Origin of the sequence: Brachybacterium vulturis, assembly GCF_002407185.1 — a bacterium.
Classification (GTDB): domain Bacteria; phylum Actinomycetota; class Actinomycetes; order Actinomycetales; family Dermabacteraceae; genus Brachybacterium; species Brachybacterium vulturis.
In genome coordinates, this window is sequence record NZ_CP023563.1 from 2546857 (window position 1) to 2566782 (window position 19926).

Below are 19926 nucleotides of genomic sequence, written 5' to 3' on the forward strand. Positions count from 1 at the left end.
CCGTCAGTAGCTCCTGCACCATCCCGACCTTTACTGCTCTCGCGGACTCAAGACGCTGCTCCAGCGCCAGAAGCTCTTCACTAGCCTCGGTATTTCATGGTGGTGTGGTCCCGACCGGCGGACGGCATAGAGAAAGGTGCTCCTGACCTGGAATGATACGGGGTGTTGAAGCTCGTATCGATCTGGCGGAAGGAGCACCTTTCAGGTGTCCCACCCTACCTTGTTCTTCTACCCCCGACCGCGAGTGGACATCGCCGAGGTCCCGGCGGTGTCGCATGCCGGCGCGGTGCTACTGACCGACACGATCGGTGCCACCGGCCTCGCCCGCTCGCTGCGCGAAGCACTGGATCCGTGGACGAAACCGCTGGCAGAGCACCACGCGGCGAAGGTCTTGCTGGACCTGGCGATGACTCTCGCGGTGGGCGGGGAGGTCGCCTCGGATACCGATCTGCTGCGGTGCGAGCCGGGAGTGTTCGGTGACGTCGCCTCGGCTCCGACGATCTCCCGCATACTCACCGCGCTCGCCCAGGACGCTCCTGCCGTGATCGAAGCGATCTCCCAGGCCCGCCGGGTTGCGCGAGAGCGGGCATGGGTCCTGGCCGGCGACCATTCCCCGGCTGCGGCGGCCAGCGCAAAGAAGCCGCTGGTCATCGACCTCGACGCCACCTTGATCACCGCCCACAGCGAGAAGGAGCAGGCCGCACCCAACTTCAAACGTGGCTACGGCTTTCACCCCCTGTGCGCGTTCCTGGACCACGGCAGCGACGGGACCGGGGAGCCGTTGGCGATCCAGCTCCGTCCCGGCAACGCCGGGTCCAACACGGCTGCCGATCACATCACCGTCACCCGTCAGGCTCTCGCTCAGCTGCCTGCGGGCCCGCTTGTCCGGGGTGGGCAGGGATCGAAGAAGGTCCTGATCCGCACCGATGGAGCCGGCGGCACCAAGGACTTCCTCCAGTGGCTGACCAGACGGCGGCTGGCTTACTCCGTCGGGTTCACCCTCCCCGCAAACACGCCTGACCTGCTGAAACGCATCGACGAGGCCGCGGCGTGGACCCCCGCCTATGACAGTGACGACGATGGCGTCCGCGATGGGGCATTCGTGGCGGAGCTGACCGGACTGCTGGACCTGACCGGCTGGCCTGCGGGGATGCGGGTGATCGTGCGGAAGGAGCGCCCCCACCCCGGAGCGCAGCTGCGGATCACCGACCACGAAGGAATGCGGATCACCGCGTTCGCGACCAACACCCCGCGCGGCCAGCTGCCGACCCTGGAGCTGAGACACCGTCGCCGAGCGCGCTGCGAAGATCGGATCCGTAACGCCAAGGACATGGGCCTTGAGAAGTTCCCGCTGCAGGGATTCGCGCAGAACCAGATCTGGTGCCAGATCATCCAGCTCGCCTCCGAGCTGGTCGCCTGGATGCAGACCATCGCGCTGACCAGTACTGATGCGAGGAAGTGGGAGCCCAAACGACTTCGCGCGCGGCTGTTCGAGGTCCCCGCGATCCTCGTGCGCCGTGCCCGGCGCAAGATCCTCCACCTCGCCCAGCACGCTCCCGAAGCCATTAAGGTCCTGACCGGCGTCAACCGGCTCCGCACCGCCGTCGCGCAGACCTGACCAGGCGGCTCCACCTGTCCCTACGGCCCCCAGCACCTTCTCGGGAGTGGAACCCGACCGCCCGCAACGGACACTGCGACAATCTGTCACACCCAGATGCCAGAATCAGCAGCTGAGCATCGGCAACGACGCCGACCGCCCCCGCTCACCAACCCGATGAAACATCGAGGCTGGGTCGGGTATAAGCGGGCGAAGCTCTCTGGCCTCGCCCTGCTCGGGTACGAAACTTCACTTCTCGTCGGTGCCATGGACCACATTATCGACGAGCTTGAGCTTGCGAAAGGCCAAAGACTACTGGCTCTGAAGGGAGCTGGCCGCGAGAGGAATCAGCGCCTAGAGGTTCTCACCGGTGAGAGAATCAGGAGATTCGGCCGGGGGTGACAACAGTCTGCTGTTCACGACCTTCCCCAGGATCCGGGACACGCGTGCTCCGAAGATCGTCAGTGCGCCCCTCGCCCGGCCACGCCTGTCTCGCCCGGCGGGTGGAGCCGATCCGGGTGGGCGCGGCGGAACTCGAGCCGCGCGCGGATCACATCACGGGACGGGCCGGTGGGGGTATATGCCTGTTCGACTGCGTCGTCGATGCTGGTGCCGTCGAGGCCGAGCATCGTTCGATAGCCCTGAACGAGCGGGGAGACTGCCCCCGGCGGCAGGTTCGTCCGGTCAGTCGCCGTCATAGCGGTGCCCCCTCAGTCGGACTCCCAGACGACGATGATTCTCCGCTCCTCGCCGGGTGTCCGGACCAATGCCCGCGGCTCTCCCCGCATGCATTCATCCCGCCACAGTGGGCGCAACCGCCCTCTCGCGGGACAGGTCGACCTCGTCGCCGTAGACCTGCTCGCAGTGATCCAGCCGCGGGGCCAGCACGTTCTCGACGATGCCACCTTCGTCCAGTGCGATCCCGGTGACGTGCCGGATGCCGCCGTCGGTGCCGTTCAACCGCATCGCCACCTCGATCGTGGTGCCGGAGCCGAGGAAGGGGTCGAGGATGGTCGCGTCGGGCCCGGCGACAGTGGAGAACCAGCGGGCGAGCACATCGACGTCCTTGGGGACCGGGAACTCGCCCGTGCCGGGGATGCTTGCCAGGTGACGGGCTCCCTCCCGCTCTTGGCGGAACACGGAGCGGGGCACGGCGGTGGAGTTGTCGGCCAGCAGCCGCTTCAGCTTCGGCTGGGTGGTGTGGTCGGGGCCGAACTCGATCATGCCGGCGGCGAGCATGCGGTCCATCGACGCGTCCGACATGCGCCATCCGCGCTTGGGCACCGGGCACGCCTGCCCAGTCGTCGGGTGAGTCAGAGGGCGGAAGGAGCGGCCCTTCTGCACCGAGGGTGCGCCAGGGTCCGAGACGCGGTACAGCCTGCCGTGCTCGTCGATCCGGTCGTACTCCGTCAGCCCCCTCGGCAAGGTGGCCCGGAGCGGGGACAGCCAAGACCGGAACCGCTTCTGCGCCTCGGCCCGGTCGCCGGCGGCGGTGCGCCACGCATCGGTGGCGGCCTCGAGGACCATCTCGGCGTCGGGTCGCTCCTGCCGCCAACGGGTGCCGGAGGCCTGCAGCGCGGCGAGGTCTGCAGCGTAGATGACGAGGTAGTCGTGGGAGACGGACAGCAGATGCGCGGAGTTGATGGTCGACCCGTCCCACACGACCGTGCCGACGAAGTTGTCGGCGCCGAGGCACTCGTCGAGCAGGATGCGCAGGTGGTGGATCTCGCGGTCGTCGATCGAGGCGATGACGATCCCGGTTTCGGCCAGTAGGCGCGGCAGTTGCGCCAGCCGGTCGCGCATGAACGAGGTCCAGTCGTCGCGGTCGTCGTCGTAGGCGGTCACCACCCGGCCGCCGGTGTTGTACGGCGGGTCGAGGTAGATCAGGTCGAACGGTCCATCCAGGGTCGGCAGGACGTCGAGGTTGTCGCCGACACGGACGTGATGGGGCGTGGGGCTGCTCATGCCCTCGCCAGTGCGCGGGGGTCTCGCAATCGTGCGATCAGGCGACGTTTGTGCTGGTGATCAGACCAGCGGGCGGCGGAAAGTGGGGCCACCACGGCGCACCCCGATGCCGCGGAGGTAGGCGTCGCGGGCTGCCTCGTCGGGGTCCTCGAACGACTCCTTGATCCCGTCCTCGGCCGCGCCATCATCCACGGCCAGGTCCCGCATCACGGCAGGGATCTCCTGTGCGGCGCGGTCGACGTCGAATGTCACCTCGACGGTGGCCTCGTTGCTGCAGCCGGGATAGTTGTCCTCGAAGTCGTAGAACATGGTGGCCTTGCCCGTGGTCAGGTCGAAGGTGGCCTGGTCCAGCGTCCCGTCGTTGCTGTCACGGTTGAGCAGGTACTCGGCGTGGATGCGGCCCGGCCCGTCCGGGCGCAGGTAGAACTCACGGGTCCCGTCCTCGGCATCCACGCTGAGTGCCCCCGCGTACCCGTCTCGTTCCTCGTCGATCTCTGAGCACATCTCGGCGATCGCCCTGCCGGACGGGCCCTGGGCTCGCAGCCCCACAGACGGATCGACGCTCGCCGTAGACGGCGGCACGGCGACGTCCGCTTCGCCACGAGAAGTGGACCCGAACTCGCCACGATTGCCCTGTTCCCCGGTGTCGCGCTTCCGCGTGATCGCAGCACCCTTCTTGGTGATGCTCATAATGCCCTCTCCCTCGCTGCCGACTGGCTTCTCACCGTCGGCAAGTGGGCGGGGCACGTACGGGCAGGCGGCCTGACGAAAGCGATAGCTGATTCCGACCGCGAGGTCGGACAGCAAGCTCGTCTACCTGGTCAGCGGTGAGGACCTGGTGGTCCTCCAGGCGCGGCACCACTACTGACCCGTCGCACGAGACCGTCGCCGCCTGCGCCCTCGGCCTTCAGGCCGCGTCCGCCAGCATCCTCGCGGCCGCTTTCTCGCAGCGGTGCAGCAGCGGTTCGGCAAGCTCCCACATGATCTCGCCGACGGCGCGGGAGTCGAACTCATCCTCGGGCACGGAGACCTGGTGCCCGGTGCCGCCGACGATCGCGTCGAGGACTTCGCTGTTGGAGCGTTGGACCATCTGAATGGTGTGGTCGAGGGTTCCGGGGGCGACCATGGTGGTGGCCAGCACCGTACGGGTCTGGCCGATGCGGTGCTGCCGGTCAACGGCCTGGGAGACCAGGTCGGGAAGCCATTCGGTCTCGACGAACAAGGCGTCAGACCCGCGTGTGAGCGTGATGCCGACGCCGGCGGCGACGATGTTCGCCAGGATCACCGCGATCTGGCCGTCCTGGTATTCGGCCACGATGCGGTCACGGCGAGACATGGGGGTGGCGCCGTTGATGACGGCGTGCGGGACGCCGAGCTCCGTCAGGTGTTTATCGAGGGATTCCATGACGGCCTGGTGGGTGCCCCAGGCGATCATCGGCCGGTCGTAGACCGTCTCCCCGTCGATGTCCCGGCTGGTGGAGGAGATCCAGTCGGAGATGTAGTCGGCCGCCGCCGGGATCTTCGCCAGTCCAGCGGCGCGACGCAGCAGCGACACGCACCCCATCTGCTCGGCGCACCAGGCGCGCACCTCCTTCTGGGACGGTGCCTTGCCGAGTTCGCGGGTGCGCGTACGCAGGTAGGTCTTGATCTTCTCGTCCACCTCTCGGGTGGCGGCGCGGTATTCGGTCTGTGGCACGTCGACAATCATCGTGCGCGGCGGAGCCTTTTCGGGCAGGTCCTTCAGCACCTGGTCCTTGTCGCGGCGCACCCACACCCGCTCGGACAGGAGTCCGCCGAGCTCGCTCAGGTGCTTGCGGTTCGGCACGATCTTCTCGATCTGCCGGGCCCCGACGTTGATCGTGTAGCTGCGGGTGTAGCGGGACATGAATCGGGTGCGGGAGCCGAACACGGGCTCGAGCTGCCCGGTGATGGCCAGCAGTGGCGCGAGGTCGGAGGGGTTGGACATCACTGGAGTGCCGGTGAGCACGATGCGCTCTCGCGCCGACCCGGCCAGGTCCCGCATGGTCGTCGATCGGGCGGTGTCCCAGGTGCGGGCGCGGTGCCCCTCGTCGTAGATCAGCAGGTCCGCACTCCAGGCCTTGAGGTCCTCCAGCAGGCCGCGGCGGGTGGGGGCCGCCAGCAGTGAGTCGGTGACGATCACGATCCCTGTCTCGGGCAGGTCGGGGGCCTTCCGTCCGGGCCGGATCAGGGCGACGGTTCCGTCCAGGTGCTCGGGGACGTGGCAGCGGTCGAGTTCGTGGGCCCAGTTGGATTGGACCACGGGCGGGCAGGCGACGATCCAACGTGTTGCGCCGAGCAGGGTGCCAGCCAGGATCGCCTGAACGGATTTTCCCAGCCCCGGGACGTCCGCGAGCAGCCGCCGGCCTCCTGCGGCGACGCACAGCGCCCCGATGCGCTGGTACGGGTACGGGGTCATCCCGAACCACTCCGGCACATCCCCGAAGCGGGCCGTGAGCAGGTCGACTTCGCGGTCGCACCCGTCGGCGTCGGCAGCTTCGGCGAGGTTCTGCGCAGCCTCGGCGGGGGTGGTGGGGTTCTGGATTCGGGGGGCCCGGGGCACGTCGAGCGTTCCCTGCCGGCCGGTCTGCTCGGTGGTCGGTGCGGTGGTGGCCTGTCCGCACAGTGTCTCGGGCAAGTGGTGGTCGGGCCAGTCGGCGACTGCGGTGGCGGGTGCGGCGAAGATGCCGCGGGTGGGGTCGAACACTGCCTCCTCCCCCAGGTCGAACTCGATGCTCGCGAGGTCGGCGAGCCGCGGGTGCACCTCGATCTCGCTGTTGCCCACGTCGACGACGAGGGGTCGGTGCAGGGAGGCGAGGGTCTCGGGGAAGTCGAACGCATCCAGGACGATCCCGGCCTCGTCCAGCTGCGCCAGCAGTGCCGGGGTCGGAGCGTCGGCGACCCAGGTGTCACCGGTTCCCACCGTCACGATCCCGTCCAACCGCTCCAGTACTGCGTCGAGATCGGATCCTGGCGCGGCCTGGAGTTCCACGCGGGGCCGCTGCGGGGTTCCGGTCAGGACGGCGTATCGCATGGCGGTCAGTCCGTTTCGGCCTGCAACGCGTGGGGATGGTGGCGGCGCCAGGCGCGGGCCCCGACGAGGGTGTAGCCGCCGATCAGCAGCAGTGCCCCGTAGACGGGCAGGGCGGTGAAGTACAGCAGCCACACCAGGGCGTGCTCGAACCACCGGTGCCGCTCGGTCCGCGAGAGCACCATCTGTGCGGTCCCGGGCAGGGCCGCCAGGACCAGCACCAGCAGGGCACTGCCGGTCGTCTCCGTGGCCGCGGCGATCACTACGAGCCACACGGTGGCCAGCAACGCGGAGACCACCAGCGGCAGCAAGTAGATACGCAGCAGCACCATGATGGCGGTGAGGGCGGAACGGAGCCCACCGGTGAGGGTCGTGGTCGTGGTCATCGCGGGAACCTCCAAGCGGTCGCGGCGAAGTTGCGGGATTCGACGATGGCGAGCTGTTCGGTGAACAAGCCGACCAGGCCCGAGGTCACGTCCACAGGCGTGACGCCCAGCTGCCGCGCGGCTTCCGCGACAAGGCCGGGAAGTGCGGTCCTCGAGGCTTCCCGGCGCGACCGCTCCATGTCGGCGAGAGGGCGGCGGATACGGTCGAAGTCGGTGTAGGCCTCCACCTCGACGTCCAAGAACGCCTCCAGCACGCCCTGCACCGCTGGACGGGCACTGGCCGGCACCCCGCCGTGGGCGCGGGCACGGATACGGGAGAGCTCACCGGAGCGGGCCCTGGGCCGGGGAAGGGGTCGCAACGCTGCCTGGCACAGCAAGCGGGGAATGTCGCGACCGGGGGTGGAGGCGGCGAGCATCGCGGCAACGTCGTCCCGCGACCATCCGCCCCACAGCACGGAGACCAGGGTCGCGATCGAGCCGTCGGTCGCGGAGCCGGCCAGAACCCTGGCGGGAAGTCCCGGGTCCTCCCCGACAGATTCCAGCACGGCCTCTCGCTGCGCCGGAGTGAGCTCCCACGCGTGCAGCGGCGGCAGCCCGAGCAAATCGTGGAGGGCGGAGGCATGGATCAGGCAGACCGTCGCACTGGCCGCAGGCAACCCCTTGGTGTGGTCCTCGAGGACGGACGGCCGCGGGGCAAGCAGCTGCTCCTCGACCCCCGGTGCCGGGACCTGCTCGAGTGTCTCGGAATCCGTCAGCACGGCGGTGTCCGTGTGCATCTCGCGCAAGATCCTCGTCGCGCGCATCGCCCCGATCACCTTGCCGATCCAGCCGGAGGCGGAGCTGGTGCCGTCGGCGAACCGGGTCACGTCCAAGTGTCCAGCCCGGTCCGAGCTGGGCAGGGAGTAGGACACCAGCATGGAGGTGACGGCGCTGGTGATTTCGTCGACGTCCCAGGCAGCAGCCAGTCCCCGGTGGTGGCGGGCGCACATGCGCGCGACCACCGAGGATTCGACCGCCTCGGCCAGGACCTGACCAGCCGCCTCGAGCTCGGAGATGTCTCCGGCCAGCACGGCGCGTCCCAGCTGGTGGGCGCGCTCGTCCAGCCGGGCGGTGCCGACGTCGAGGGTGGCGCTGCGCGAATCCATCACGCCTGCCCAGTGGGCGAGTCGACGCCCTCGCAGGACGCGGCGGTCCCGGACCGCCGGTCAGATCACCTGGCGGCCCTCTCGCTTCGCCCGGTCCAGCGCGTTGGTGGAGGCTCGGGCCAGGAAGTCCGGGGGGATCTTGATCTCGACGTCCACCGCCCGGTCGTCGAGGTCGCAGTACAGCCCGACCGCTCCGCGCAGCAGTGAAGTGCGTTCGTCCCTGTCGTTGTAGCTGAACAGCGGCTTGCGAGACTTCCAGTTCGCTCCGCCCTTGCCGATCCGCTCCGGCGCCGTGGTGGCGTCCATCCGCGACTGCGTCGGCTCGACACCGAACAGGCGGAAGGCGGCCTCGGCCTCCTTGGGGTCCTTGATGTGCAAGATGACGCCGCGAGCGATGTGGTTGGTCAGGTTCGCCTCCAGCAGGTCCGAGATGCGCTGGGTGAACAGGATCGGGTAGACCTCCAGCGATCGCGACAGGCGCCCCAGCCGCTCCATCTCCTCGGCGCCGGCTCCGAGGAACACCCATGCCTCGTCCAGCATCATCACCCCGCGGCGACCGCGCAGCGCCTCGGCGGAGCCGAACACGAGCATGCGGATCAGCGCCGCGGAGATCCGCTGCGTCAGTCCGAGGGATTTCTGATCCACGCCCATCGGCGGCAGCTCGAGGTTGGCGTTGCCGACCTTGATGTAGGTGATGTCCTCGGCGGCGCTGAGCACCTCGCCCTCGTCCTGCAGCCCCACGATGGCGCCGAACATGGGGTCGTTGCCCGACTGGCGCAGGATCGGATCGGTCAATTCCTTGCTCGCCTCTCCGTCCCGCTTGGCGATCTCCAAGGCGGTGCCGATGGCCTTCGCTCCCTTGGAGACGCCGTACTTCAACGCCGCCTGCAGGTCGGCCTCGAAGTTCTGCCGTGCTCCGTGCGGCCACAGGTTGACGTCATGAAGGACCGACACGGCGGTGTTGATCCCGTCCGCCGGAGTCTTCGAGAATCGCAGTGGATCGCACACGCCCGTGCCGCCAGAGCCGCCCAGTCCACCAGAAGCGCCAGCGAACTCATCCAGCGAGAAGGTCGTGCACTTTTCGCCGAAGGCGGGCGAGAGATCCGAACCCTTCTTCGGGTCGATGACGATCACCGGACGACCTTCCAGCGCGTACTGGAACGCGGAATAGGCCAGATGCTGGGTCTTGCCGGCTCCTGAGCTGCCAACTATCGCCCCGATCGGATAAATGTCCTGGTCAGAGGACTTTGTAGCCGACATGAGGGCTTCCTGCCGATCGTGGACGGTGAACCCCACGTTGATGCCGCGAGCATCACCGACTGTCGCCAGGGACGGCAGTCCCGAGTAGGCGACCGCCGAGGACGGCAGGTCCATCAAGTTCGGGTTCGCCCTGGCCGGGGACCCGACCCAGGACTCGGCCAGTGCCAGATCCTGCCGGTTGTCCATCGAGGCGATCTCGAAGGCGGTGCCGTTGCCCAGAGAGTCCAGACGCTTTCTACCGTGCCCGGTGAACGCGGCGACGACACTGGTCTCCACCAGCGTCGGGAACGCCTCGCCGGAGGAGTAGGCACCCTCGACGGACTCCAGGGTTGCCAGCATCTCGTCCTGCTGCTGGTCGTCCATGCGTCCCTCGGCGCGGGCAGTATGGATGTCGCGCAGGTAGCGTTCTCGCTGGCGCCGCAGTTCCTTGTGGGTGATCGGACTGGGCTCAACCTTCCCGCGGATCGAGATCATCACCGCTCCCTTGTCCAGCAAGGACGTCGCCCAGGCGGACAGGTGGTTCTTCGCGGCCGAGAACGGCAGGTCGAGACCGTGGACCGACCCCATGCGCAGCACGTGGTGGCCCTCGATGCCAGTCGGCCAGTCAGCGCACGAGTTCACATCCATCCGCGCGGCAGCCTGGACCCCGGCGACGGTGCGGAAGACGTGCAGGTGGTCGGCGTGCGGAAGGATGGTGGCGTCCGGGGAGCCTCCGGCGGCCCACCAGGACTCCGCCAGGTGGAAGTCCTTCGGTGTGGGGATGGTGAACCCGGAGCGGGTGTACATCGCGTCGACATCCTCGAGGTCAGCCTGGTAATCGGCCATCGGCACCTCGGCGGTGGCCAGGGAGGTGGCCACCGAGTCGAAGGCGTCCCGCAGCGAGCGGTCGGAGCCGCCGAGGGTGTCATTGAGCTTGGTGCCCATCAGCAGCCCCCGGTCCTGGATCCGTTCGTCACCGAACCAGTTCTGCAGCGTCTGTGGGATACGCGAATCCTGCGGCGGGGAATACCGCCGCGGCAGGTTGGTCAGCAGCAGGTGGAAGGGGCGGTACCGGGAGCGGGCCATGGACCGCCTCCTGGTGGTGTACTGCGTCTCGGCGGCGATCTCCTCGAACGCTGCCGCGATCGGATCACCCACCTCCAGGGCACGGGCATGGGACTTCGCATCCCGGGCCGGGGCCAGCGGCGCCTTCCGGTACAGCCACAGTCCTCCGCCGACCGGCAGGACGCGTCCGTCGCCGTAGCGGACCTTGGTGGCGGTCGGCATCGACGGGATCCGATGGTCCTGCAGCCGGATCGGTGCGGTCTTGGTCGTCGTGCTCATCCCGGTTCAGTTCTCCTCGGCGTCGGTGGATGTGGTCGGCTCCGCTCCCCCGCCATCGGACGGGCCGGTCTGTTCCAGCGGACTCTCGCCACCACCGTCGGAGGGTTGGATCTGGTTGGACTGCGCGTCGTCGACCGTCCCGTCCAGGGAGGTCGCGTTCTCGTGGTCGGACAGCTCGGTGCCCGAACCGGCCGGGCCCCAGGCGGTCACGTACGGAGCAGCCGTATCGGCACCACGGACCAGCACGTCATAGGACACGGTGGTGACCGCCTCGTCATCCTCGGCATCGGAGGGGATCAGCTCGACGCTGACGGTGGCCACGAGGGTGGAGGTGTCCGCTGCGCCCTGCCTGGTCTCCGGCGACATCGCGTCGGTCACGCCGACCTCGGCGGTCGTCACGCCGGTCAGTGTCGCGTACACGTGCGAGGCGTCCTCGTCGCGGGTGGCGAGCTTGAGGTCCTCCGAGGAGGAGGTCAGCGCGGTCGCCCAGGAGTCGATCGCATCGGTGGCCGGGGCGGATGCCGACACGTCCCGCCAGCCTTCGGTGGGCTCTTCCGGCTCCCAGTCCGCCACCGCCGTGGGTGCGATCGGGGTGACCGTGGGTGTCGAGATCACCTTCACTCCCTTGGAGGGGGTGTAGGCGACGCGAACTGCTGCCCGGTAGTAGGTGTCCTCCGTGGTGCGGATGGTGAAGTCGTGGGTGGACAGCTGGTAGCCGACCTCTCCCTCTGTGGCCTCGACGTCCTCGGTGTTGCTGACTCCGTCCCAGGAGACGATCGTCGAGTCGGCAAAGGCGGAGTCGTCCTTGTCCAGCCAGTCCTGCAGGGAGCTCTCAGCCTGGATTCGGCCGGTCTGGGAGGTCGACGCGTCATCGGCTGCGCTGCTGCCTGCCTGCATGTTCTGGATCATCAGGCCGACGGCGATGAACGCCACCAACGCACAGAATGCCGTCATGAACGGAGACATCACCAGGGCCCGGCGGGCCAGGCGGTAGCGCCGCTTCGGGCGCGTGGAGACGTCGGCGTTCGGCACCACCTCGGCGGTGTCGAGCATGTCTTCAACCTGGTTGCGGCGACGCTTCGTAGCGGCCATCAGCTCTCACTCCCCGATCGGTCGTTGGCGTGGCGGCGGTTCTCGCGGTCGGTGATCTGGTCGAGAAGGTCCCGAGCGTTGAACGCCACCGGGGCGGACAGGTCGTCGGTCAGGTACTCCAGCACGTCCACCGGGACGTCCCGGCGGGAAGCGACCCCGGCCCTGACCCGGTCGGCGGGATGGGCGGCCAGCAGCATCCAGCACTGCGGGCAGAAGTCCGTGCCCGGGCGGCGGTCGGCGAAGCACGGCTGCCAGCACACCCGGCAGGATCCCGGTTCATGGATGGCCGGGTGCCCGTCCGGTCGCAGGGCCGGTCGCCACGCCCGGCATCGGCCCCGTAGCGGGGAAGGGATCGAACGCATGGCGGTTCTCACTTGGCCAGCAGGCTCTGGAGCTGATCGAGGGCATGCTGGTCGATCTGTGCATCACGCACCGGCTCCACCAGCGTCAGGGCGGCGTCGGTCGACTTCGCCGGCACCTTCTCGGGCAGCTTCACATCCGACAGCGCACTCACCAGCTGCACCAGTGCCGCCAGTTCGCTGCGCCCCATCCCCACCAGATGCACGGTGGCCTCGGGCACGGACCCGGACTGGACCCCGACCAGGTCTGCGACGGCCGATTCGACCGGCGACCTCTTCGCCTCCATGATCGCCGTGGTCAGGTCCGCGACGCCGGCGGATCGGGCGCCGACCAGCTCAGCGGCCAGAGCCCGAGTGCCCTCGTCCGCGTCGATGATCTGCTCTGCCTTGTCCGTGATGCGCCTCACCGATGCCTTGCCGGTCCTGCTCGTGGTGCGGCTGCGGCCGGTCGTGCGCCGCTTCGCCGGAGCGGGCGTCGAATCCTCGGCGTTGTTCTTCGCGGGCTCCTGGTCGACGTCTCCGGCGGTCTCTGCGGCCTCGAGCCCAGAGGCGAGCTCGGTGTTGGGGTTGGTCAGGGTGTTCTCGCTCATGAAGGCTCCTCGCCGGTGCGCTGTGTCGGTCGCCCCGGCCAGTGGGCGGATAATCGCCTACGTGTCGCGAACCAGCATCAGCGCAGGTCGCGCCGGCAGAGTCATCAGGAGTTTTAGCAGCTGGGAGCTATCCCACGCGAGTCGCACGAGGCAGGCAATCGACCGGCAGGCCGCAACTCATCGAGGACGACGTGCTCGCCAAAAGCGTGCCGATCACGTCCCAGGGCGCGACTCAAGCGCAGCCAGTCTCGGGCGACTTCCTCATCAGCTCCATAGGGCCCCGTCACCGGACAGTTCACCGGACGGATCGTGGCGTATACGGCAGGCAAGGGAGACTTCGTCCGCCGTGTCGCCGACGAGCAATCGAACCCGGACCAGGAATGATGGCCGCCCCGTCACCAGCTCCCGCTTCGATATGGGCGGAGAGAGTTCGAGCACGCGTCAGTGAGTACCGGTCAGGATGAGCTCCACCGCCTCGTGCGGCGCGTCCCATTGCGGGAAGTGTCCGCACCGGGGGAACCAGTGCAGCGTCGCATTGGGGAAAGCCGCAACAGCCCGATGGGCCTGCCGCGGAACGGTAACAAGGTCTCGACGTCCCCAGCCGATGGTGACGCGACCGGGGACCGTCTCGGGCGGAGCTCCCTGCTGCGTGGGTCCCTTTGTGAGCGCGTCCATCGCCGCATCCGTCGCTGTAGCATCAGCCAACCCGAGCAGGTCGGGCAGCACGGTTTGCCGCGTCAGCGACCACGGGTGGGCCGAGAACTGCGCGAGCAGCGCGGTCCGGCTGACGCGATTGTCCAACAGCGCCGGCAGGGCACCGCGCAAAGCACGGACCAGGGCGATCGAAGGCCGAAGTGTATAGCCGAAGATCGCCAGTTCACGCTTGTTCCAGAAACCACCAGGGTCCAGCGCCACGGTGTCACCACCGATCCCGCGTCTGGCGAGCTCGAGCACGATCCGTCCACCCATCGACTGTCCGGCAGTGGCAATGCCGTCCAGGCCCTCCTCGCCGATGAATCGTGCGACCGAATCGGCGAGCGTGGCGATCGACACCTCGCCAGGTAGCGGCGCCGTCTGGCCGAATCCGGGGAGATCGACCGCGATGACCTCCCGGCGCGCGGCCAACGCGTCGATGATCGGATCCCAGGAGCGCAGACCCGACCCGAGGCCGTGCACCAGCAGTAGGGGGCTTCCGTTGCCTCTCCGGACATGGTGAAGGCTCATCACACCACTGTACGGCGGGGCTCGGCGCCGAACCATCCCAGCAGCCAATCCCCTTGCGGACGTCGGCTCAGCTGGTCACCGCCGATCGCCTCGGCACCGCAACCGTCCGCCGAAGGGTCAGTTGATCATGGAACGGCGACGCACCGTCGGTGAAAGCCGAACTCGTCCTTGCTCCGTTCCGTAGCCGTTCTCTGCTGGACAGGGCAGTAGGTGGACCACCCCCGGCTATTCGGAGATGGCCCATGGGCGCTGGCCGTCAGGCCGCCAGGGTGCCTGCGTCGGCGTCGTAGCGGTCGTCGGCTCCCAGGTCCATCAGGTGGACCAGAACGCGGGTCTTGCGGTCGGAGTCGCTGGCCCAGGGCTCGAGGATCACCCACACCAGCACGCGGTGGCCGAGCAGGGCCTTCGCCTCGGAGGCGACCATCAGCCCGTCGGGTCCATCGGTCCGCTCGGTGCGGACGATCTCGTATCCGGGGTCGACGCCATCGACCTTCTTCTTCGTGCCGGTGTACAGCAGCAGCTTGCCGCGGGTGGAGGACTTCTCCCGGGTGACCTTGACGATGGTGCCCACGAAGTTCTTCAGGTCCAGGCCCTCGGCGTTGCCGGTCATCCGGTCGATCAGCTTCCAGGAGGCCGACCCCTCGGACAGTTCGGCGACCAGCTCTCGGATCGCCTTGGACACGGCCACCTGTCGGGGCACGGCCTTCTCGATGCCGGGGACTCGCACCAGGCCGTCCTCGGTGGTTTCCAGCTTCGCCACTCGGTCGTGGGCGGCCATGATGATCTGCGCGTGGTCAGCGGTGCTCATGGCTCAGTCCTCCGCAGGGGTCGGGGCGATGGTGGTCAGGGTGTCGATGTCGACCCCGGGGTCGTCGACCTCGGCCAGCCGGACGGCGGCGGCAGCGATCGACCGGGTGTGGCCGGTGGTCATCTTTATCCATCGCTGCCAGGTCGCCGCGTCCTCACCGAACGGCGGAGGGACGGCGTCGAGCACGGTCCGCAGGACGCCGCGCACGCGGGTGTTGGTCCCGTCCTGGAACGAGGCCCGCCCGGTCAGGCCCTCCTGCACGTCGATGATGATGCTGGCCAGGGTGGCGGTCAGGGAGTCGACGGCCACGCGCTGGATCGGCACGTTGCGCTTGCCCAGTAGCTCGTAGGCCAGGGAGGCGGTCCCGAAGTAGCCGATGGTCGCGTAGCTGGCGCCGTTGAGCGTGCCGGCGATCTCCTCCTCCCACGGCTTGCCCTCCGCAAGTGCGTACTCGGACATGTCGGTTCCTTCCCTCGAATGTTCGATCTCCTCCCCCGGCTCCTCCGGGGGCATCTGGACAGTGGGCGCGTCCGGCCCTTCGCAGGACGGGGTCACGGTGGTCTCGTCGATGTCGATCAGGTCCGTGGCGGTCAGTGCGGTCTGCCCCTCGGTGCGGTCGGTGCCCCACCGTGAGGCCTGAGCGGCGGGGCAGAGGTTCACCAGCGGGCACCATCCGCACAGCGGCGATGTCACGGTCGGAAACATGGCCTGATCGACCATGTCGTTGTGCACGTCCCAAGCGCGGGAGAACTCCCCGACGGTCTGGGCGACCCGCTTGTCGGACACGGCGATGATCCGCGACTTCCCGAAGCGGGTGTAGTAGACCCGTCCTTCGAGGATCGGCTCGTCGACCAGCTGACGCAGCGCGGCGGTGTACAGGCGGATCTGGTCGCCGTGGTCGTCGCCGTAGTTCTCGATCTTGTGTTTGTCGGGGACCTTGCCGGTCTTGTGGTCGACCACCCGCAGCCCGGTCTTGCCGCGGGCGGTGACGTGCTGGGTCAGGTCGATGTACCCGGCGAAGGGAACCCCGCCGACCTCGATGCCTTGCAGGTGCCACTCGGTGGCCGCGACGTCGATCTCGCGGGGGTCCTCGATCTCGAAGATGCCCTGGTACTTGCCCATCACATCGGCGATGAACAGCTGCCGGGTGACCGGGTCGGCAAGCGCTGTGAGGTCTCCGTGTCGCCACTGCGCCACCCGTGACAGCAGGAGGTTGGCGGCCTTGCGACGGGTGCGCTTGCCGCGCGGGAGGCCGTAGAGGTCCTCCAGCACGGAGTGCGCGGCCGTGCCCTGCGTGGTGGCGGCGAACGGGTCGGGGGTCTGCTCGCCGACCAGCTTGCCGAAGGCGTACCCGGCGGCGCAGCCGGACGACAGCGTTTTCGCCGTCGACGGCGACAGCGCCGCACGCCGCACCGCCGCGAGGTCATCCGCGTCCAGGTGCAGGCCGTCGCGGGTCAGTGTCGAGGCCACCCGGCCCCCTTTCATCGTGGTCGTTTCCGAGGTAAGTGGGCGCATGCGGACCCTGGCAGGACAGGACCGTCCGGGCCCGCTTCAGCTCCGGTGGTCACTCCTCGTCGTAGAGGGTGGCCACGTCGATCGGCACCCCGCGCACGCGCGCCCCACCGGCACGGGATTCGATCTCCCCGGTCGGCACTCCGTGGCGGATCCGCGGGCCCCAGATGCCTTCGGCGGCCAGACCCTCATGCCAGACGGCCTTCCAGCTGGTGCGGGCTGTCTGCCCGGCCGGGATCAGGTGACGGGCTCGGGCGCGGGCGACCTGGAACGCATCGCGGGAGAAGACGATCACGTCGCGGCCCTTGCCGCGGGCGTTGGGGACGTAGCGGCCCAGAGGTTCGCCGCGCGGCTCCCGGCCCGCGGGCCAGCCCAGTCGCAGGTTCACGCTGGGGTCGTCGGTCGGTGGAGATCCCACGTCGCTGGGCACCAGCGGTTCGACGTAGCCCTTCTGCGATTCGAGCAGGTACCGCAGGGCGTCGACCAGGGCATGGCCAGCGGTGCGGCCCTGCTGGGTGCGCGAGAGGTCCACGGTCAGCGCCGCGAGGTCGTCGCGCATCGCTTCGACGCGCTCCAGGAACCGAACATCCATCTCCAGGTCCAGTGCGTACTGCTCAAGCATGGTGACACTGAGGAGGTACTCCGAGACGATCTGCGCGTGCCGGGTGGCGTTGACCTGGCCGCCGAGTTCCTGCTCGACGTGCTGGCGGGCGTCGCCGGCTGCGTCGTCGCGTTCGCGCATGAACGTGGTGCGCACATGCTGGTAGGAGTCCCGGGCGGCCCAGTTGCACATCCATCGCAGCATTTGTGCGGACAGGCGCGCCTGGTCTCCGCGGCGGGACATCGCGTTCAGCGTGGCCAGAGGGTCGGCTGAGCGCGGGTTGATGAACCCTCCCCCGTCGTCGGAGTACAGCGTCAGCATCCGGTCGCGCACGGAGTCGATCTGCAGCTCGTTCTCGGCGGTGACCACGACGAGCGAGCGGGGCGGGTTCTGCACGCGGGTCTTCATGTCCGAGGTCATGCGGCCCTTGCCGGTGCCGTTGAACGCGGAGCGGACCATCGCCTCCAGGTCGCTGGTCTGCTTCTCCCACTGGCGCTGGTCGGAGTTGGGGGCGAAGTCGTCGATCACCCACATCATCGACTTCGACACCGCGTTCTCCATCCAGGCGCGGGTGTCCATGGCCGAGCCTGGCAGTCGTTCGGCGCTCCATGCCCCGCCGCGCGAGGCCCAGAACCCCTGGACCATCGACGCGAGCCATGACTTGCCGGAGCGGCGGCCGCCGACGATGTACAGCACCGAATGCGGGGTGATCGGCACGATCGGTCGCACCCCGGCGAGCAGGGCGACCATCCCGAACCTCGGATCGACGAACGTGTCGGCGCTGGTGTAGGCATCGACCACCTGGCGCAGCAGGTCTCGCTGCTGCTGAAGGCTCATCGCGGAGTCGATCACGCCGTAGTCATCGATGCTGGGGAAATCGTCGGCGGTCAGGCCTGCCTGGGCCCGCTCGTCGCCGGCGCCGGTCGGGCCGACCACCTGTCGTCCGGCGATGAAGGCGGGGATCCCGTCGCGGGTCGGCACCCATCCCTGGCAGCCCCACAGCACGTCGTCGGTGCTCTCGGAGGCGCGGTAGTCCTTGATCGCGCGGGTCCAGTTGATGCCGGATCGCGGCGGCCAGGACGACAGTGCCGAGACCTTCGTGGGCACGTCGGCGCCGTAGCGGGTCTCCCACTTGGCGGGGTCTTCATCGAGCATGGCCTTGGGGCCGCGGATGATCGCGGAATCGACCAGGTCCTCGGAGCTCTTCCACTGCACGGCGACCACGGCCTGACGTTCGGCGCGGGAGACGGCACCGGGGATGATCCGTCCGCCCTCGAGCTCGTCGGCGGTCGGCATGCGGAACTCTTCGAAGCTGACCAGGCGCCCGCCGATGTCGTCGATCCTCTTCCAGGTCGTGATGTCCGGGCCGCCGGCGGGGTCGGTGCGCACGTTGCACACCTCGACCCCGAGTCCGTCCTGGGTCACGCGGGTCTGGCCCTTCTCGCCGGTGTCGTCCACGGGTCGCTGGGGCAGTTCACCGATCCGCAGGCCGAGTGCGTCGCTCCAGGTGCCGGAGTAGGCCAGGAAGTCGTCGATGCCCCGTTTGGGATCGACGGTGTCATCGCCCCGGGGGGACAGGTCGATCAGGCTGGTCTGGGCGGTGTTGCGCTTGGCCAGGAACTCCATCAGCCCGTAGGCGGCGTCCCACACGGCCGCGTTGCGGGCGATGTCGCCGTCGAAGCAGATGATCGCTTCGCGGTCGCGCATGCCGATGGTGTTCCACTCGTCGTTGCGTCGCCAGGACTGGACGCCGGGGATGGCCAGCACCAGGATCCGCTTGTCGGTGGGAACCTGCTCCAGCAGTTCGCCCAGGTGCTGGCGGGGCTTGGTGGCGCCGACCGCAGTGGACAGCGTCTCGTCGGTGATGCCGGCGTCTCGCAGCATGGCCGTCAGCACGGAGTCGGCCTTGACCACGCCTTCGGTGAGCAGCACCGGGATCGTGGGGTCGGCGAACCAGCTTGCCGGGGTCGCCGGATGGGCGTCGATTGCGGTGCCGGATCCGGCCAGGAACATGTACTTCGCCCAGCTCAATCCTTCCGGCGGATCGTCTTCCGGGCGCAGCTGCAGCGTGCCGAGGATCGGTTCGCCCCGGGCGATGGAGTCCATCTTGAAGTACGGGATCTCCATCCAGGCTGCCTGTCGGGCCAGGCTCAGCAGGTGGCGTCCCGGGTTGCGGCGGCCGTCGAAGCCGAAACGACGCAGCGCGTCCTTGGCGTCGTCGGGGCCGGTGATGGTGCGGTAGCCGCGGGCCTGGGCGACCAGCGGGGCGACGATCGAGGATCGCAGCTTGGCCACGGACACGTCGCCGATGGACCCGGGGTAGGCGGAGGTTGAGAACGGCTGCTCGCGCATCTGCGTCACGGCGGTGTCGATGTCGGCCACCGACAGTCCGGCGTCCTCGTCCTCGAAGGAGGCGTCCTCCTCGAGCTCGGGGCTGTCGGCGGCGTGGTCGTCGCTCGGGGCCTGCGCGGCGTCCGGGGCGCCCCCCTCGATGGGGGTTTCGGCAGGGGTGTGCGGATCGGGAGCGTTCATGGCCGGGCAAGTGGGCGGGGAAGTCGTCTCGTGGGACGTTCCCGCTCACGCAGACCTCGGCGATCCGTCGGGGTTCCTGGTCACGGAACCTCGGGCCGGTCTGCGGTCGGGATCCGAGCCCAGGGGTGGACCCGGGGGCTGCTGCGCGAGGGTGGTGGCGCGTCCGGACGGCCGGATATCCAACATAGCGCACCCGGTCGTCCGTGCAGGTCAGCCAGGGTTCTTGGTGCTGAGCGACAACAGTGCGCGCCCCTAGCGCACCCCATGAACCCGCAGGTCACTGACCAAAATCCTACATATCCAACATCTATAACTATCTCTCTTATGGAGATTGAGATGTGTGTGTATAAGGGGGATGTCTCCGAGATCCCCTACATGTATCCAATCGCGGGGCGCGATGGGGGATATGTTGGATTTCGCGCTCTGACCTGCACGTTTACCGAACCCTGCGTGTTGGCGCTGCGTTGGATATGTTGGATTTCC

The 19926-nt window shown here is 68.5% G+C and carries 15 protein-coding genes; 1 reads left to right on the forward strand and 14 read right to left on the reverse strand.

Features of this window, described 5'->3' with window-relative positions:
- Nucleotides 1-205 precede the first annotated feature (205 nt).
- A complete protein-coding gene (locus CFK38_RS11495; RefSeq protein WP_096801454.1) occupies nucleotides 206-1618 on the forward strand; it encodes an IS1380 family transposase in 1413 nt (470 codons plus the stop codon).
- 440 nt (nucleotides 1619-2058) lie between these two features.
- Here the strand turns inward: CFK38_RS11495 and CFK38_RS11500 are convergent, their stop codons facing one another.
- The 14 genes from CFK38_RS11500 to CFK38_RS11565 all read right to left on the reverse strand — a co-directional run bounded on the left by CFK38_RS11500 (nucleotide 2059) and on the right by CFK38_RS11565 (nucleotide 19443).
- On the reverse strand, nucleotides 2059-2295 hold the full coding sequence (locus CFK38_RS11500; protein WP_096803193.1) for a hypothetical protein: 237 nt from the start codon (nucleotides 2293-2295) through the stop codon (nucleotides 2059-2061).
- 94 nt (nucleotides 2296-2389) lie between these two features.
- Nucleotides 2390-3562 carry a site-specific DNA-methyltransferase gene (locus CFK38_RS11505; RefSeq protein ID WP_096803194.1) on the reverse strand — a complete coding sequence of 391 codons (1173 nt, stop codon included), beginning with the start codon at nucleotides 3560-3562 and terminating at the stop codon, nucleotides 2390-2392.
- A gap of 60 nt (nucleotides 3563-3622) precedes the next feature.
- Nucleotides 3623-4252, reverse strand: coding sequence for a hypothetical protein (locus tag CFK38_RS11510; RefSeq protein ID WP_096803195.1), 630 nt, complete (start codon nucleotides 4250-4252; stop codon nucleotides 3623-3625).
- 217 nt (nucleotides 4253-4469) lie between these two features.
- The gene (locus tag CFK38_RS11515) at nucleotides 4470-6614 is read right to left on the reverse strand and encodes a DEAD/DEAH box helicase (protein WP_096803196.1); all 2145 of its coding nucleotides are present in this window, start codon (nucleotides 6612-6614) and stop codon (nucleotides 4470-4472) included.
- 5 nt (nucleotides 6615-6619) lie between these two features.
- Nucleotides 6620-6997, reverse strand: a complete 378-nt coding sequence (locus CFK38_RS11520; RefSeq protein ID WP_096803197.1) for a hypothetical protein — start codon at nucleotides 6995-6997, stop codon at nucleotides 6620-6622.
- Nucleotides 6994-8142 (reverse strand): hypothetical protein, encoded by a 1149-nt coding sequence (locus tag CFK38_RS11525; RefSeq protein WP_096803198.1) that lies wholly within the window; start codon nucleotides 8140-8142, stop codon nucleotides 6994-6996. Before CFK38_RS11525 ends, CFK38_RS11520 begins: the two co-directional genes overlap by 4 nt.
- Before the next feature lie 60 nt (nucleotides 8143-8202).
- Nucleotides 8203-10725: an ATP-binding protein gene (locus CFK38_RS11530; RefSeq protein ID WP_096803199.1), complete on the reverse strand. Its 2523-nt coding sequence runs from the start codon at nucleotides 10723-10725 to the stop codon at nucleotides 8203-8205.
- A 6-nt stretch (nucleotides 10726-10731) separates the two neighbouring features.
- Nucleotides 10732-11817: a hypothetical protein gene (locus CFK38_RS11535; RefSeq protein WP_157773475.1), complete on the reverse strand. Its 1086-nt coding sequence runs from the start codon at nucleotides 11815-11817 to the stop codon at nucleotides 10732-10734.
- A complete protein-coding gene (locus CFK38_RS11540) occupies nucleotides 11817-12077 on the reverse strand; it encodes a hypothetical protein (RefSeq protein WP_096803201.1) in 261 nt (86 codons plus the stop codon). The genes CFK38_RS11535 and CFK38_RS11540 overlap by 1 nt, the downstream gene beginning before the upstream one ends.
- Before the next feature lie 110 nt (nucleotides 12078-12187).
- A complete protein-coding gene (locus CFK38_RS11545) occupies nucleotides 12188-12766 on the reverse strand; it encodes a hypothetical protein (RefSeq protein ID WP_096803202.1) in 579 nt (192 codons plus the stop codon).
- A gap of 441 nt (nucleotides 12767-13207) precedes the next feature.
- Complete coding sequence (locus tag CFK38_RS11550) at nucleotides 13208-13990, reverse strand: alpha/beta fold hydrolase (RefSeq protein ID WP_096803203.1); 783 nt, start codon at nucleotides 13988-13990, stop codon at nucleotides 13208-13210.
- A gap of 256 nt (nucleotides 13991-14246) precedes the next feature.
- Nucleotides 14247-14798: a hypothetical protein gene (locus CFK38_RS11555; protein WP_096803204.1), complete on the reverse strand. Its 552-nt coding sequence runs from the start codon at nucleotides 14796-14798 to the stop codon at nucleotides 14247-14249.
- Between the two features lie 3 nt (nucleotides 14799-14801).
- Nucleotides 14802-16268: a RecB family exonuclease gene (locus tag CFK38_RS11560; RefSeq protein WP_157773476.1), complete on the reverse strand. Its 1467-nt coding sequence runs from the start codon at nucleotides 16266-16268 to the stop codon at nucleotides 14802-14804.
- A gap of 94 nt (nucleotides 16269-16362) precedes the next feature.
- Nucleotides 16363-19443: a toprim domain-containing protein gene (locus tag CFK38_RS11565; RefSeq protein WP_096803206.1), complete on the reverse strand. Its 3081-nt coding sequence runs from the start codon at nucleotides 19441-19443 to the stop codon at nucleotides 16363-16365.
- Nucleotides 19444-19926: the final 483 nt, after the last annotated feature.